Below are 16,171 nucleotides of genomic sequence, written 5' to 3' on the forward strand. Positions count from 1 at the left end.
TCGGTATTTTTTTGCTTGTTTTTTAGTGCGGAAAATCGGGAATGCCCGAGACCTCTTGGGGTGAAAACCGCCGACAAACTGTAAATCGTATGAAGAAAACATGTCTCATGATAGCTCGCTGCCTGGTCCTTGCCACCGTAAGTCTCGCACCTGCGGTGTGCCAGGCCGGGAGCGACAACTACAATCGGGCCGTCGCCACGTTCGATGCCGTGATGGAATGCTATGGCGACGAACGTCTCCCCCTCTTTCGGGAGACCTACCCCTTTGACGACCAACTGAAAGTGACCTACCTCTCGAACGAAGAGCAGGCCGACCAGCAGAAACGCTACTCCTACCTGTGGCCCTTCTCGGGCAGCCTCTCGGCCGTGGCAGCCATTTGGGATGCCCGTCTCGACCCCCGTTTCGGGCAGGTGCTGGAGCAGCAAGTCCGTCCCGGACTGGAAATGTATTTCGACTCGGTGCGCACACCAGCCGCCTACTCCTCTTATCTGAATACGGCCCCCGCCTCCGACCGCTTCTACGACGACAACATCTGGATAGGTCTCGACTTTACCGACCTCTATCGACTCACTCGTGACCCCCGATACCTGGAGCAGGCAAAACTCGTGTGGCGCTTTATCGAGAGCGGTATCGACAACCAGCTGGGCTACGGCATATACTGGTGCGAACAGAAGAAGAACGGGAAAAACACCTGTTCCAATGCCCCGGGTTCGGTCTATGCCGCCAAGCTCTACCTCGTTACCGGCGACAGCAGCTACCTGCGCACCGCCGTGCGCCTCTATGAGTGGACCCGCACCAACCTGCAAGACCCCACCGACGGCCTCTACTTCGACAACAAGAGCCTCGACGGCACCATAGGCCGGGCCAAGTTTGCCTACAACAGCGGGCAGATGATGCAGGCCTCGGCCCTTCTCTACCGCCTCACGGGCGAGGAGCACTATTTGCGCGAAGCCCGGCGACTGGCAGCCGCCTGCTACGAACACTTCTTTGCCGCCCCGTCGCAACCCGGGCGTCGGTACCGCGTGTTCACCCCCGGCAACGTCTGGTTCACGGCCATCATGGTGCGGGGCTTTATCGAGCTGTACGGCATCGATTACGACCGTCGTTACATCGATGCCATACAGGAGAATCTGGACCAGGCCTGGACCAACGGCATGCGCGAAGAGAACGGCCTCTTCAACGACGACTGGACCGGGCAGACCCGCAACGAATCGAAGTGGCTCCTCACCCAGTTTGCCATGGCCGAGATGTATGCCCGCCTCGCTCTGATCGACGCAGAAGAATAGTGTGTTTTAGTGAAATAAGAATCTCAACTCCCGGAGCAACCCTTCCGTTGCCTCGGGAGTTTTTTATGCCTATGCACGAGACTATGGCCCAGCACGGTATCGGCCGGGAAAGTATCCTTGGTTTGTGAATTACGGCTGTATGGTTATGGGTCGTCTCGCCCTTGACGAAATGCAGAAGAGTAGGCCGGTATCCTATGAGAGGGGAAGGTAGAAACGAAAAAACCGAAACAGCAAATATTGCTATCTCGGTTTTCGGTGGTGCCACCAGGAATCGTAATCTAACGATAAGTAGCTGAATATCTTCGATGTATCTTTTAGCTAAAGAAGTAATCTCCCGCTATTGCTCCACCTGATTCTTGCAATATTTTGCGGTGTCTTGCGGAGTCGATTTCCTATCACTCTACAAAGGTAACGCTTTATTTTGAAATACAAGCAAATGACTTGTGTTTTTGCTCCACCTAATAGGGAAACTTCAATTAAAGTGGAGAATATTGCAGAATATACATGTTAAATAATATTCCGATTTTTACAAATAATCACCAATCTTTAACGATTTGGAATAACTATCAACTTCTTTATCTGAAGCTAATTTCTCTACATGCTCAATAGATATACCTTTCCACCCTCTTATATTTGAAAACATAGGCCATATTGTACATTCTCCTATTTCGGGCTCATATTCATAATCTATATCTTCAAGTTCCTGCAGAGAGCATAAGTTCTTTACTTCATCGTCTGTTTTAGCTATTATAATTATATCTTCTGGTGATATTGAGGAAAAATCAAATTCATGTCTTATTCTCCATTCTCTCAACCAAGTGAAATCATGGGTCAAAACATTTAGTTCCTCAAATCTCCAATCCATATCTATTTTCTTAAGGTTTACTTCGTCCATTTTATCACCATAAATTACAGATTTGGCTCCAAAGTCTTTAATTAACAAATCTCTTCTAAAACCTATACCGTAAAAAGACAACATAGGATTATAGAAACTATTCATATATAAAAGATTTTCTCTAAAGTGCGTTATTGGAGTCTCTGTAAAACAAATATAATTATGAGTGCTAGAAGTTAATTTTAATTGATCCAAAATATTTGTCAATTTATCATACGCATCTTCCCCTTTTGTAAAATGAAAGAGATAGGGTGAAAGATCATTTCTGTTTTTTACTAAATTTTCAGATGGATTCATAATTATATATGCAACTATTTTAATTACTAAAAATTACCATGACCAAGCTTTTGTCGCAAGAAGATATTTTGCAATTTACTTTGCCCATTATTAGGTAAGGTAAATCAATATATCCTTCATCTATAGATAGTTTAAAATATTACATATAAAGATAATGATTTTCAACCTACAATAGCACATTAAAGAGTTATTTTTTATGCAATCTTATTATTTGAGTCAAACAAACATTGTGGAATGAAGGATTTTTTCTATCTTTGTTTATATTTGGGTGTATTGTATACGCACGCTTGATTGCGTTAATATTGCTAAGGAATAATATAAAGATTTGTCATGAATGTCACAATTGATAATTATCGTACACTTAATTTTGATACGATAGATATACAGGAAGAATGGAATATGCCAGCCGAACGGGAAAGGCGTATGCATAATATCCATGCATATCCTGCTAAATTTCCTGCATTTATAACAACAAAAGCTATTCATAAAGCTGAGGAAAACAACATATCTGTTAAGACCGTAGCTGACATATTTTGTGGGTGTGGTACTGTCGCATTTGAAACGGTAAGAAGCGGTAAATACTTTTGGGGATGTGATATAAATCCTGTAGCTACATTAATAGCAGAAACCAAAAGCAATGTATATCAAGATGAACAATTGCAAGATTTTTTTGACAGAATAATTGCTGCTTACAACACTTGTAATGTAGATAAAACTAATCGCATTTATTCCAATGAACGAATACAATATTGGTTCGACGAAGAGCATATAGATAATCTCTTAAAACTTCGATCTTCAATATATTTGGTTGTGGACGATGAATTATATCGCAAATTCTTTCTGTGTGCTTTTTCTAATATATTAAAATCTTGTTCTCGATGGCTTACAAAATCAATTAAGCCACAAATTGACCCAAAGAAACAGCCTAAGGATGTCCTTTCTTCATATATATATCAAGTAAATATGATGCGAAAGGCAAATATGGAAAATATAAATGAAAAATACGGGAAGGCAGATATTAAAAGAGTTAATATTCTAGACGTTAATATTGATAAACCATTTGTTGACTTAATTGTGACTAGTCCTCCATATGTAACTTCATATGAATATGCTGATTTACATCAATTATCAACGCTTTGGCTTGAATATACTGATGATTTCAGATTACTTCGTGAAGGCACAATAGGAAGTTTATATCATTCAGAAGAGTTCGATAAAAACCTGAAAAAACTAAATAATGTGGGCCAAGATATCGTATTTAAGATGTATTCAATAGATAAAAGGAAGACACGTTCTATTGCGCAATATTACATAGACATGCAGTCAACCGTCCATAAAGTTGTTGAAATGTTAAATCCCGGAGGTGCCTGCCTTTTTGTTATAGGTAATACAGAATATAAAGGAGTAAAAATTGATAATGCAAAACATCTGACTGAATGTTTGTTAGCTGAAGGAATGGTAAACATAGAAGTAGATAGACGTAAAATATCTAATAAAATACTTACTCCATATAGAGATACTAATGGGAAGTTTGCCAGTGTTAAAGGCTGCTGTAGGAAAGTTTATTCAGAAGAGTTCGTCATTTTTGCTAGAAAATGTAATTAATATGGCTAAGAATTTAACAATAAGACCATTCGCTCGATTGCTAACTATGTTGGGTGATCAACTAATTAAGAATGAGCAGATAGCAGTTATTGAATTGATAAAGAATGCCTATGATGCAGATGCTGACTGGGTTAAAATTTCTTTTGATGGATTCACGGAGTCTTTAAATATCACTCCAGAATCTCGAATTATTATTGAAGATAATGGATGTGGCATGACAGCAGAAATAATAGAAAAATCTTGGATGAGTCCGGCTACTCCTAATAAATTCTCTAAAGATGGTTCTGAACGGAGAACTCCTAAATATAACCGTATTATTCAGGGTGAGAAAGGTATCGGCAGATATGCCATGCTAAAATTAGGCAGAACAATTAATTTAACAACAAGACCCGCCAACTGGATCTTAAATTCAAAAGGAGAATCCGAGAGTAGTAAAGAATATACTTTGTGTTTTGATTTAAACTCATATGATAGTGATTTTATAGATGGTGCTAAAGACGGTAATGAAGGACTCTATTTAGACGAATTAAATTTTAAATTAGAAAATCAATCTCCTAATGTATTTGAAGAGCATGATGTTACCATAAATAATTTAAAATTCGATAAACGTGAGAACATTCATGGAACTCGTATTGAGATATCAAATCTGTCCGGTTCATGGTCTTTGGCAAAGCTTAAACCAATCAAAGATAGTTTTTTGAGGTTTGGAGATTTATTTAATGAGGTTATTAGCCCCAATGAGATACAGAATAATTTCACAATTGGATTATATATAAATAATAATCCATGGACTCAAGAAGAGAAATCTAATGATATTACATTGCGTAATTTAATTGAAACTCAAAGTGTATTACAAATAACAAATGGTTATTATTCCTCGAAAACTGGATTGTTTACATATAAGCAAAATGGCCACACTAAGTCTGTGAGTATAAAAGAAGATGGACTTAGAGGTATGAGTGTTTTTAGAAATCATTTCCAAAATAAGGTAACTAAGGCTTTTCGTGAAGTTAGTGATTTTGGTGACTTTGAGTTTGACTTTTATGTTTTTGATTTAAATTCAAAAGATGAGTCATCTAAATATTACTTGCCTAAGGAAGCAAAGTCTATTATCAAAGAGCATAGAATTTATTTACTACGCGATAATATACGTGTTCTTCCCTATGGTGATCCAGACGATGATTGGTTGCAAATAGAGGTGCGTCGTGGTACAGTTAGAGCAGGAGATTTTTTAAGTAATGACCAAATAGTAGGAAGGATTAAGATAACTAAATTTGGCAATCCTCATCTGAAAGATAAAACGAATCGAGAGGGACTTATTGAGGAGGGGAATTATACCACCGATTTTATTTGTATAATACAAAGCTTCTTATCATACATACGTAATGGAGCTTATGCTGCATATTTAGCAGATAAAGAAAAAAAATCACAACTTGATAAGATACGTAAAGATGCGGTAAGTAAAGAAATATCTAATCTTCGTAATCAACTGAAGGATGACAAGCATGCGTTGTCTCTATTAACTCAGTTAGAGAATGCTTATAAATCTGAGAATAAATATTTAAGTTGCAGAGTTGAACGTACGGAATCTTTAGCAGCTGTTGGTATTTCGGTAGAAACAGCGAGTCATGATATTATGATGATGTTAAACAAGGGAATTGATGAATTAAGATCCTTATACGAGGATTCTTTACATTCAAATTTTGACCACTCTCTTTTAACATCGGAACTTCAAAAGCTTTATGGTATTTTTTCATACATCCAAAATCAGATGAAAGATTTACAGATGTTATTCACTTCATCTAAACAAAGACGTCGTCAAATAAGGGTTAAAGATATTTTAGATAAAGTTATAACCATATATAAAAGAACTTTAGCTGAACATAAGATTGAATATAGAATAAATATTGTTGGATCTCCTTTAGTGGCAAAATGTACAGATGCGGATCTCTTGCAATTATTGATAAATCTTTTGGACAATGCTGTTTATTGGCTTGAAGAAAAAGATAATAAAAAGATTATTGTTACTTTAGATGGGGATAATTGTAAATTAATTTTTTCTGACAATGGTCCTGGTATTAGAGAAGAAGATAAACCTTATATTTTTGATGCATTTTACTCCGGTAAAGGTCAAGAGGGACGTGGGTTAGGTCTGTATATTTCTCGTAAATTAATGGAACGTAATGATTATTCTATTGAATTAGCAGAAGTTCAATCAGATATAATTCTTTGCGGCGCAAACTTTGTGGTTAACTTTATTAAACAAGAACACAATGAATATTGATGAGCTTTTTTCAGGAATAGGCATGGTTGTTGATGATCATGTTTTTAGTGAGGGTAATAGTGATAGAATTGTCCAAATAGTTAAACATTTTGAAGGGCGTGGTTACCCTTTGGTAAAATACGATTCTGTACCTAAACTCAACGCTGTTAATTTACGTAAATTAAGCTTTATTTTGTTAGATTGGGAACTGGTGACAACCGAAGATGAATCTGGTTTTCCTATTCAAGGTATGCAAGAAGCTCAAAAGCAAGCTAAAGTGGAACTTATTACATTTATTCAAGAAATTTTAGAGGTATGCTATGTTCCTATTTTTATATTTAGCAATAAATCAAATACTATAAAGTCTGAATTGAAGAGAAATAAAATAGATATAGAAAAAGATAACCTCCCCATTTTTATCAAAAACAAATCAGACATTACGAATGATGGAAATGTAAAAGTAATGGAGGTTATAAATAATTGGATAGATAATATGCCTTCTATATATGTACTAAAAATATGGGATAATGCTATTGAGAGAGCTAAAGCACATACATTCAAACAATTAGCAAACTCAAAATATTGGCCATTAGTAATATGGCAAACGGCAAATACAGATTCAGTTAATCCTAATGATGAACTACTAGATGTTTTGACACAGAATATTTTTGGAAGAATGCAACCTTTATCTATTGAGCAAGCACAATTACTCAAAGTGGGGGATGTGCAACCCACTCAGGAAGAGATTTTAGACATTCTCCAAGTTCAACGTCTAGATTCAAGTCCTAATAAAGAATCTTCTATAACAGGTGATATATACCAATTAGAAGACAAAAAATATTATTTAAATATCCGCCCTACATGTGATTGTATAGGACGAAAAGAACCTCAATGTGATTCATGCAAAAAAGACAATTGTATTGAATGTCCTGACGTTAATAAAGTGTACTTAATAAAAGGTACTGCATTAACAAATGCTCAAGCGAAAGGTTTATTTGATCCTAAGTATGGAAATTTTAAGGAGCATAATAATGAGGCTATTATAGGTCCTCTCATGAAAAATAAGTTTTATGCATTTAAGTTTCAAGAATTAATTGTCAAAAAGTATAAAGACGTGGAGAAATATAAAATAGGTCGTATCTTACCTCCATTTATACGACATATAACAGAAAGGTATGCATTATATTTGCAACGCCAAGCTTTACCACGTATACCCAATCAAGCAATAGGTATATCACTTGAGTCTGTACCTACTGAAAGTCAAGAAGAGCCGGGGTAGTTAAAAATAAGACACCTATACTCACTTTAATATTAAGACGGATAAAAGGTATGTTTTTAAATAGGGAATAAGACTTATATATTCTTATAGCCAATGGATAATATAAAATTGAAAAACATTTATTATCCATTGGTATATTTTATATTATAATCATTAGTCATATACTTTTATCATTTTTTCTATAAAAGCTATTTCCTCTGTTGATAAATTATACTTGATATACAACTGTTTGTCTATATCAGAAAGGTTCTTATTCCAATCAATATCAGATCTTTCCGTAAAATTTTGCAATGGAATGAACTGGAACTTATCAGAAGAAAGATTTATAGAAGATACTGCTAGCATTAATAAAAACCTAGCAAAACGAGTTTGAATATATTTATATTCATTTTCAACAATAGACTTATCTTCCGAAGCACCAATAATCAAATAGGAATCTGTACAAACATCATTTGGCCCTATAATTTCTGTCCTTGAAACGATTCTGAATTGGCCGTTTTTATCAGGTTCACCGGCATGTTCAGCTGTTACTTTGCTCATAAGAATTTTGTATTTAGAAAGTAGTTGATTTGAAGCTGAAACAGCAGTTTTAGGAAGCCATGATACACCTTCGCTTGATATTAAACGAAGATATCCAGATTTATTGCCTCTAATATTTGATGATAAGCCAAATGGATTACGTGTGCTTACTATTGAAGCAAAGGTCTTGTTTGATTGACATTTCTGAATTATATGGATCGCAGGATTATAACGAATGAATACTGTAAACTGATCTAATGGGCGTGATACAGTGTCACGTAAAAATCCTTGGACAGTCGTAATCGAACAATCCCCATGATAGTTAGCATCCCATAAAATATAATTTACTCCTCCACCAATACTTGAAGTTGGGAAACAATCCTTTGCATTTATATAATCGAAAATATAACGAATTCGTTTATCAGACAACATATTTGCCCTAAATGAGTCTAATCCTTTACCTCCTGCAAACCATCTAGAAGGCATAATCATGGAAATATATGTTGGATTTATATGTTTAGCTATTTCAACAAATAAGTTATAAACAGGTTTTGCACTTACTCCAGCCCCTCCATCCATAACCTGATATGGTGGATTCCCCACTATTGCATTAAACTTCATATTATCATTATCTATGGCCTTCCAGTAAGAGCGGCCTTTGGCAACTTTGGCAATAAAGTTTTCAGGCTTGTTCTTGATCTGGTTGATTAAATCTTCAAAATATCTTGTATTTACTTTAGCTTTACGAAACCCGACAAGTGTACGTTTGGTAATACTCTTCGCCATTGGAGTTTTACAGATAACAAAGATGTTCTCAGCTATGACCTTGTCCCATACAGCCTGCTGCTCTTCTACTGTTTCTACAGCGAACAAAGAAGCCTTTACCCTTGCCCGGTAAATGCCATATGCCATATAAAGCGGATAAAGTCCGGATTTGGAATTGATTTCCAAAATACGGGATTCAGGGGAGAATACTTCTGCGGTAACTTCTCCTTTATCTATAAACCGTGGTTCAGAAATTACATTCTGATACTCTGTGTCATAGAAGTTATATCCTCCTATACAATCGCCAAGGTGCATGTTTACCACGCGCCACGGAGTAAGCACCGTTTCCTTATCCGGATTACGGAAAGTACTGAAGATGTCCGTAATCCGTTCGATTCGTTCCTCTATACTCAGTTTGTCCGCGGCACGGGCCAACGCACGGATTCGTTTTCCGGCAGCACAGAATATTTCCGGGTCATAGTATTTTTTGAAGCTGTTGAATTTCTGCTTGGTCACTCCCTTTGGCATGAACTCTTCCCATGACTGCGTGTCAATGAGTGAGGAAAAATTATCAATCGTGATTTCCTGATTCTCATCACTCAGTTCCGCACCATAAATCAACAGGGGCATACGGATGGATATGCCACGGAGTATGGAAATGGCCGCTTCTCTGTTCTTGGTTTTCATTTTCAGTTCTTCCAGCCGTTTCCGTTCTTCCTCCGTAAGTTCCTTCTTGGGTTTCTTCTCCAGATTCTCCTTTTCCTCGTATTCCTCATTATTCAGGCCTTGACTGTTGATGTCCACCTGGTTGGTTTTAGGCATGGCTTTGGTCTGGCCGATGATCTTTTTCAGGGCATCGAACTCCTGTAGTTCCAGATCATCCAGCTTCATCAGTTCATCATTATACAGGCTGTTGTCCTCAAACCCGTTACGGACGACACGTTCCACATATACCCGTTTCAACTGTTCCAACATACGGGGTACATCAAAGCGGTTCATCTGTGAGCCATCAATGGATATGATGGGACAGAAATTGATAAACTCACCCATAGCCTTACGGTCGCTTTGTGAAGTTTTTCCGGCTTTGGACGATATTTGGACTGTTTCAGCAATCACTTTCAGGGTACGGTCAGGGGCAAAATCAAAAACGTAGCACTGCTCCTTCATCCGTCCATTGATGGTGGCCGGTCTCTGTACGCGGAAGATGGTCTGCATATAACTGGATGCGGCTGTATTATAGGAACCGGACAGCATGAATACGGCAGTCCATGCCTTTACACTTACTCCGGTCGTCAGCCGTCCACAAGAGAGGGTAATGGTCCGTGTAGCATCCGGATCTTTTCCGATAGCCTGTTCCACGGCTTCCAGGGCATCACGGCTTTCTTCGTCCTGATCACCGTCACCGGCTACATTGACCACCTTGAAATGCTGGAACACCGGATGTGTCTGGAGCATGGCACTCAATGCCCTTGCTTCCTTCACGCCGGGCACCATCCAGAGTGTATGGCGGAAAATATTCCGATATTCCTCGTTGGCATATGGATAAAGGCTGTCCTTGTCCTCCTTGGTAAGAAGATTCAGAAAAGCCCGCACATCTTTTTCATGACAGAAACTGCCGGATTCATTGACCCGGAAAAATTCCCTGAAGTTAAAGGCGACATCTTCATCTACAAATTCATGAAGCAGCCGTCCCAAATCGTAGGTAAAGATATTGAGTGTAGGCAGTGAGGCATACGGATTGGGATCGCCAAAATGGAGTTCGTCCCAGCTCACCTTGGCCCGCTGTTCCATCACATAGTCCCATGTATAGATTTCATCCTCCTTGAAATCATCCAGCAGATTGAATGGAGTACCTGACAGGCGCAATACTTTGGTCTGTTCCTTGACCAGCTCTCCCATAACCGCTTTACCCAGTTCGGTCTGGGTGCCTTCGTGCGCTTCATCCACGATAATCAGGTCCCAATCGGTAGCAAACACTTCGTTGTTTTTGTCGAAGTTGCCACCCACAAGTTCAGAGCCACGCAAATCCTGCATGGATGCAAAATAGACATAATGCAATCCGTGGCTTTCTGCCCGCCATTCAAGACTGCCAAAACTTTCCCCGTTATTCTTGGAACCGTATGCAAAATCCTTGCGGTCGTAAAATATCTTACCGAAATCCTCAAACCATCCGGCATCCACCACAGGACGATGAGTCAGAATCAGAGTACGCTGAAACTCCATGTCCTTGACAACCTGTAGGGCAGAAAGTGTCTTTCCGAAACGCATCTTTGCGTTCCAGAGCATCTGGTTGCCTTTCTTAAACTGCTTCTTGGTCTTGTTGATGGCTTCCTGCTGTTCCGGCCGGAATACAATCGGGGAATATTCACGGGTAACTTCCGCTGATGAAAGGGAACTCCGCCCTTCCTTGACAGCCGTAATGGCACGCTTGACTGTTTCCAGATCGGTGATGAACCATTCATTGGCCTTGTTGACTGTATCGAAGACTTTCTTTTTGATACCGGAGCGTTCCAGAACATTGTGTACCTCCTTGTCGTTGAACGAACGAAGTCCGCTACGGTTGTAAACGGTCAGTTCCGTATATAGCAGATCGTATGCGATGCCTGCCGTCTGTGTGTACTGGTTAATACGCTTTCTTGCTGCTTCATTGAGCGCCTTGCTGTTAGGAGACAGACCGAACACGTTTTCATCCTCACAGGTTGCCTCGCCAATCTTCAGGCATCCACGGTGCGCCGTATCATTGATACGGAACACATAGATCAGTTTTAGTTTCAGGGACGATGTGAATCTCATGCTTCTTCATTTATGAGGTCGATAAATCGGATTCGTTTCCCCTTTTTGCCTGTTGCCTTGTCTGTAGCCCGCCAGTCCTTGATAATGCAGTAAATTCCGTTGTGCTTGGTCAGGTCATTTTTCAGACAGCCCTCGCACGGTTCCCGTCTTTCAATCGTACCGAACAGGCTCGGTTCCGTCCGCACACGTTCTCCGCAACTGTCCGGAACAACACCTTTCAGTCCGTCCATCTGCCATACATTCCAAGAGATGATATAGGCTATATGGTTGATGGATTTAATTTGCGGATCTTTACCGAACTTGTTCCGGTAATATTCGATGAAGGATAAGAGAAGTGCTTCACGGGCAAGAAGAAGACTGTCGCCCTGCCATTCATAGGCATAGATGCTTCTGTAAGCATCCTTGGCTGCCTCCAGCCATTCACGTGTTGTCGTGGTATTTTCACTGACAATACGGAGCTTACGGTCAAGCAGGCCGATACGTTTCTCCACAGGAATGAATGTTCCGGTAGTCGTATCATACCTGCTTACCAGATAAGGAGCTTCTCCACAGGTGATTTCCAGCCGGTTTTCCCGTACATAGTCTTTCCATGTCCTGCCTTCAGGAAAAGCAATCTTATCAGGATTGATTTCCCATGAATGTGTACCGTCTTTAGAGGTCACTTCATGGTTGAATACATCCTTTCTACCAAACCACGCTTCATCGATAAGGTTGTTCTGGGCATTACATATCCAGGACGGAGTAAATACCTCCGCCATTTCCCGGGAACGTATGCTTTGGGTATCCCTGTGTTTCAGGACACGGGGCATGACCACATGCCCGTTCTCTCCGGTTATCAACTCTGGGAGAATCTGTGACCCGTATTCATAACCTCTGCCGAGCGGTTCATAATCGGAAGTAGCCCAGAATATGTTACACTGTTTTCCTTCCTTGCTCGTTGTATGATCTTTGAGCAAGGTATTCAGTAAGTCGGGTGAAAGTTCTTTCAGTCTGTTCTCCTGTATGTCGGCTTCTCCGGTCGTTTTCTCCATCTTCTTTCTGTGCGTAAAGGGGATGAGAAAGTCCCGGTGTCTGCGTCTTTCTTAGACAGAGGGAGATTTCAGGCTATAAGGCTGATTTGCTGATGAATTATATGTAGGATTGCTAAACAACAGTTGAAATTCAATGATTTCCGAATGAAAATCCAACGGCCGGAATTGCAGGATTTTCAATAAAATGTATAACTTTGCGCAAGAGTGAGTCCCTCTGTCTAAGAAATGAATGCTTTTGCTAAACGTTCTCCAATCCTACAGACTTTTCAGAATTTGTGCGTTGGCTTTGTCCACTACGGAATTATCCAATGAGGCCAGATAAATTTGTGTGGTCGCCTCAGAATCATGTCCCATTCCTTCACTGATAACCGAAATCGGAATATTCTTGCCTTTGGCTGCGCTTGCCCATGAATGACGGGCACAGTACATGCTAAGAGAAACGGAGATATCGGCCAGTCTGGCTATTTCTTTCAGGTTCCGGTTTATTCCGGACATTACATTCCTGTAATGTTTGTGCGTATCCTTAAAAGGATATTTCAATACCGGCAAAAGATAAGGACTGAGACTGTCTTCCGGGTATTTGCCGACAATCTCCTGCATACATTTTTCCCACCTGATAACCAGCTGCTGCCCGGTCTTTCGTCTGCGATACGATAAAAATCCGTTCTGAAGATCTTTCTTTTTCAGGTGAGCCATATCTATGAACGACATGCCACGGGTATAGAAGCTGAACAGGAACATGTCCCTTGCAAATTCCAGATTAGGCTGTAAGGACAGGTCCAGATTCTTCATACGCTTGATGGCAGATAAGGGAACGGCACGCTTGACGGTTTTGTCCACTCCCGTATAGACATGCCTGAAGGGATTGCGCTGTTCCATCAGTGCCTTTTCCAAAGCACGGTTATATACCGCCCGAAGGATACGCATATAGAATGAACTGGTATTCCGTACGGCACCTTTTTTATGAAGGTAGGCCTCATATAGCTGCATCAGGTCCGAATCGATTTCAGACAGCAGAACATCCCTGTCCCCTCTGAATTGCATGAAACTTTTCAGAGTACAGGAATAATTTTCGGCTGTGCGTATCTTGCCCATCTGTTTTAGACGGGCTATGATGCCCTGCATAAAATTAAAAAATGACTGTTCATCCACTCTGTTTTGAAAGGCAACTATAATATCATTCGCTGTATATGTACTTTTCCGGTTATCCAGTTGGCGGATAATCATGTCCATCCGTTTCAGGTCCCATTCCATGCGTTCCTGCAAGGAAAGAAGCAGATTGCTTCGTTCTGAACTACTGACAATGATACAGTTCCCAGCTTCGTTCCATTCGTCCGTAAATATCCGGTAATCCGTCTTTAACTGACGGATTACACGGTTCTGGATAATCTGATAATAGATGGTACCTTCCTTTCCCTCTATGGTGGAAGGTCTGAATTTCACTTTGACACTGGCCATGGGCTTACTTTTCAGGTTCGTCCGTAATAGACTTGTCCTTGATGGACTTTGCCTTGCTGTCCAGTTCTCTTGCTGCCTGTTCTTTCAGTCGTGCCTGCTCAGTCAAGGTGGCCTGTCTCCGTACCGCTTCCTCGTAGGCTTCCACGTCCTCACGCATCTGTTTTATCCGTTCGTTGTTCCGGTTCGGTCCAAAGAGGTTTTCAAGGTCTACAAGCTGTTCGGGAGTAGCCTCTCCTTTCATCTTGACATAACGGTACTTCAGATCATTATCAGCCTGCTCGTTATCTGTTCTCGTCGAAAAATAGAGAGCCACGGACAGGGCCACGACTGCCGCAAACATCACGGAAAAGTTCCCTAGGATGTACGGGGATTCCAAGCTCAGGCTGAAATGATGGTTGATGTTGCTTGTCTTAACGGCATTCTTTCTGATTGTGTCATTGGTCTCACAAAACAGGATTTCCACTTTCTCCTGGTTCTGCCGCTGTTCATTACGCATTTCCGACAAGACCTGTCCAAGTTTTTCCTGAGACGAGTTTTTCCTGTCCATGGAAACCATATCGTTCTTGATGGCGACAAGACCTTCGTATATGCGAGCCAACAATTTGCGGAATGTCTCATGACCATTCCGGACTTCATTCAGCACGGACTCATCCTGTGTATTATTAACTATCGGGCTGTTGTCTTTCGGCAAGGGGACGGACAACCCGTTGATTTTGTTCTCGATTCTTTCCAGGCATCCGAAGATGCTCTCGATACATTCTTCCATTTTCATATTCCTGCAATTTTAATGTTCATGAATAATTTGAATGGGAAAGGACGGACTACAATCCGAAACCTTTCCTTTTTTGTCTCTTTTTCCTGCGTCTGCGCAAGAGTTCTTCCTGAGATAACGGCTCTTCGGGAGCGGTGCTGCTTGTCGGGCTGAACAGTCCCGGTCCCGTACTTTCGAGAAGATGGCCTCCGTCCGGTATCCTTTGCTGCACCTTACGTTCGGATTCCTGTTGGGATTCCGAAGTCTTCCAGCCCAGCCGGGCATTCAGTCTGGCAAAGCTGAACTCCCGGCTGATCTGTGAAGCCTTGAAGGTCTGCCCGTCCTTGGTGAACCGGATTCCCTGTATGTCCTCCGGCCTTTTTATCTCCCGGGTACGCTTTACAAATTCCAGCCTGATGCCCCGGCGAAGCAGATAATCGTTGAACTCTTTCCATGTTCTGGAATACCTCAAAGCTGCCTTGACAGCATTGAAGATTTCGTATTTTACACGTTCCGAAGCATGGAGTTTCTCCACGTTAGTCTTGCCCTTTCCCTCGGCGTATGTCAACCCGTACCTGTCCTTAAGCAGTTTTGTGGCAATTTCATTGCGCTTGTAATCGCTCTGGAAAGAGATTACCTTGCCGTCATACCCGATGCGGTTGTAGACCAGGTGACAGTGCGGATTGTCCGTGTTATGGTGTCTTACCAAGATGAACTGGGTGTTCCTTATCCCCATCAGTTCCATGTATTCCCGGGCTATTTTAGCCATAAATTCATCCGTCAGCAGTGCCTTGTCCTCCGGCTTGAAGCTCAATGCGATATGCCCGACTGGCTGTTTTATCTTCGGATTAATCTCACGCTGGTAGTTGAAACTGGCCGTTATTTCCCGGATATTTCCCAGCAATACACCATCTGAGTCAATGATTTTTGCGTTGTCTTTGCCCATCACGTAACGGATACAGCCGCCGAAGGATTTCCCTTTCTTGATCTTGCCAATCATGACGGCCTCCTTTCTCCGTGCCTGTACCGGACTATAATCTCCTTGAGTTTCTGCAGGAGTTCTGTCACCGTCCTTTGGGTACGGTGGAATCCGGCCTGATGGGACAGCCGGGTCAGCTGGTTCAGGTTGTTCGCCATACCCGTAAGGCTGCGTATGACGGCAGTCTCTTCGGTCGAGTGCCTGGCCGTTATCGTCGTCTCAAAGGCTGATACGCGGAGAAATTCCGCCA

Annotated in this window: 11 protein-coding genes; 4 read left to right on the forward strand and 7 right to left on the reverse strand. The window is 41.1% G+C overall.

Features of this window, described 5'->3' with window-relative positions; all coding sequences use genetic code 11:
- Window positions 1–89: 89 nt before the first annotated feature.
- Window positions 90–1,286 (forward strand): glycoside hydrolase family 76 protein, encoded by a 1,197-nt coding sequence (locus Q1K76_RS04885; RefSeq protein ID WP_300131460.1) that lies wholly within the window; start codon window positions 90–92, stop codon window positions 1,284–1,286.
- Window positions 1,287–1,812: 526 nt separating this feature from the next.
- Here the strand turns inward: Q1K76_RS04885 and Q1K76_RS04890 are convergent.
- The gene (locus tag Q1K76_RS04890) at window positions 1,813–2,478 is read right to left on the reverse strand and encodes a hypothetical protein (protein ID WP_300131462.1); all 666 of its coding nucleotides are present in this window, start codon (window positions 2,476–2,478) and stop codon (window positions 1,813–1,815) included.
- Window positions 2,479–2,808: 330 nt separating this feature from the next.
- On the opposite strand from Q1K76_RS04890, the gene Q1K76_RS04895 reads away from it, so the two are divergent.
- From Q1K76_RS04895 to Q1K76_RS04905, 3 genes are read left to right on the forward strand one after another with little or no spacing between them, the layout of a single operon-like run.
- The gene (locus Q1K76_RS04895) at window positions 2,809–4,083 is read left to right on the forward strand and encodes a DNA adenine methylase (protein WP_300131463.1); all 1,275 of its coding nucleotides are present in this window, start codon (window positions 2,809–2,811) and stop codon (window positions 4,081–4,083) included.
- Between the two features lies 1 nt (window position 4,084).
- Window positions 4,085–6,367, forward strand: coding sequence for an ATP-binding protein (locus Q1K76_RS04900; RefSeq protein ID WP_300131465.1), 2,283 nt, complete (start codon window positions 4,085–4,087; stop codon window positions 6,365–6,367).
- The gene (locus Q1K76_RS04905; protein WP_300131468.1) at window positions 6,357–7,625 is read left to right on the forward strand and encodes a hypothetical protein; all 1,269 of its coding nucleotides are present in this window, start codon (window positions 6,357–6,359) and stop codon (window positions 7,623–7,625) included. The genes Q1K76_RS04900 and Q1K76_RS04905 overlap by 11 nt, the downstream gene beginning before the upstream one ends.
- A gap of 153 nt (window positions 7,626–7,778) precedes the next feature.
- Here Q1K76_RS04905 and Q1K76_RS04910 read toward each other — a convergent pair whose 3' ends face one another.
- From Q1K76_RS04910 to mobC, 6 genes are all read right to left on the reverse strand, one after another.
- Entirely contained in the window at window positions 7,779–11,702 is a 3,924-nt protein-coding gene (locus Q1K76_RS04910; protein ID WP_300131470.1) for an Eco57I restriction-modification methylase domain-containing protein, read from the reverse strand.
- A complete protein-coding gene (locus tag Q1K76_RS04915; protein WP_204483102.1) occupies window positions 11,699–12,733 on the reverse strand; it encodes a restriction endonuclease subunit M in 1,035 nt (344 codons plus the stop codon). The genes Q1K76_RS04910 and Q1K76_RS04915 overlap by 4 nt, the downstream gene beginning before the upstream one ends.
- A gap of 255 nt (window positions 12,734–12,988) precedes the next feature.
- Window positions 12,989–14,191 (reverse strand): site-specific integrase, encoded by a 1,203-nt coding sequence (locus tag Q1K76_RS04920; protein ID WP_300131477.1) that lies wholly within the window; start codon window positions 14,189–14,191, stop codon window positions 12,989–12,991.
- 4 nt (window positions 14,192–14,195) lie between these two features.
- On the reverse strand, window positions 14,196–14,963 hold the full coding sequence (locus tag Q1K76_RS04925; RefSeq protein WP_300131480.1) for a hypothetical protein: 768 nt from the start codon (window positions 14,961–14,963) through the stop codon (window positions 14,196–14,198).
- A gap of 49 nt (window positions 14,964–15,012) precedes the next feature.
- Window positions 15,013–15,942: a relaxase/mobilization nuclease domain-containing protein gene (locus Q1K76_RS04930; RefSeq protein WP_300131482.1), complete on the reverse strand. Its 930-nt coding sequence runs from the start codon at window positions 15,940–15,942 to the stop codon at window positions 15,013–15,015.
- A partial coding sequence (gene mobC / locus Q1K76_RS04935; RefSeq protein ID WP_300131485.1) for a plasmid mobilization relaxosome protein MobC occupies window positions 15,939–16,171 on the reverse strand: 233 nt, incomplete at its 5' end. The genes mobC and Q1K76_RS04930, both read right to left, overlap by 4 nt.

Source organism: uncultured Barnesiella sp. (genome assembly GCF_946496565.1).
GTDB lineage: Bacteria > Bacteroidota > Bacteroidia > Bacteroidales > Barnesiellaceae > Barnesiella > Barnesiella merdigallinarum.

Bases quoted from the DNA above. Each gene is read 5' to 3' on its own strand.
- Q1K76_RS04885 (WP_300131460.1), top strand. From the start codon at position 90: ATGAAGAAAACATGTCTCATGATAGCTCGCTGCCTGGTCCTTGCCACC.
- Q1K76_RS04890 (WP_300131462.1), bottom strand. From the start codon at position 2,478: ATGAATCCATCTGAAAATTTAGTAAAAAACAGAAATGATCTTTCACCC.
- Q1K76_RS04895 (WP_300131463.1), top strand. From the start codon at position 2,809: ATGAATGTCACAATTGATAATTATCGTACACTTAATTTTGATACGATA.
- Q1K76_RS04900 (WP_300131465.1), top strand. From the start codon at position 4,085: ATGGCTAAGAATTTAACAATAAGACCATTCGCTCGATTGCTAACTATG.
- Q1K76_RS04905 (WP_300131468.1), top strand. From the start codon at position 6,357: ATGAATATTGATGAGCTTTTTTCAGGAATAGGCATGGTTGTTGATGAT.
- Q1K76_RS04910 (WP_300131470.1), bottom strand. From the start codon at position 11,702: ATGAGATTCACATCGTCCCTGAAACTAAAACTGATCTATGTGTTCCGT.
- Q1K76_RS04915 (WP_204483102.1), bottom strand. From the start codon at position 12,733: ATGGAGAAAACGACCGGAGAAGCCGACATACAGGAGAACAGACTGAAA.
- Q1K76_RS04920 (WP_300131477.1), bottom strand. From the start codon at position 14,191: ATGGCCAGTGTCAAAGTGAAATTCAGACCTTCCACCATAGAGGGAAAG.
- Q1K76_RS04925 (WP_300131480.1), bottom strand. From the start codon at position 14,963: ATGAAAATGGAAGAATGTATCGAGAGCATCTTCGGATGCCTGGAAAGA.
- Q1K76_RS04930 (WP_300131482.1), bottom strand. From the start codon at position 15,942: ATGATTGGCAAGATCAAGAAAGGGAAATCCTTCGGCGGCTGTATCCGT.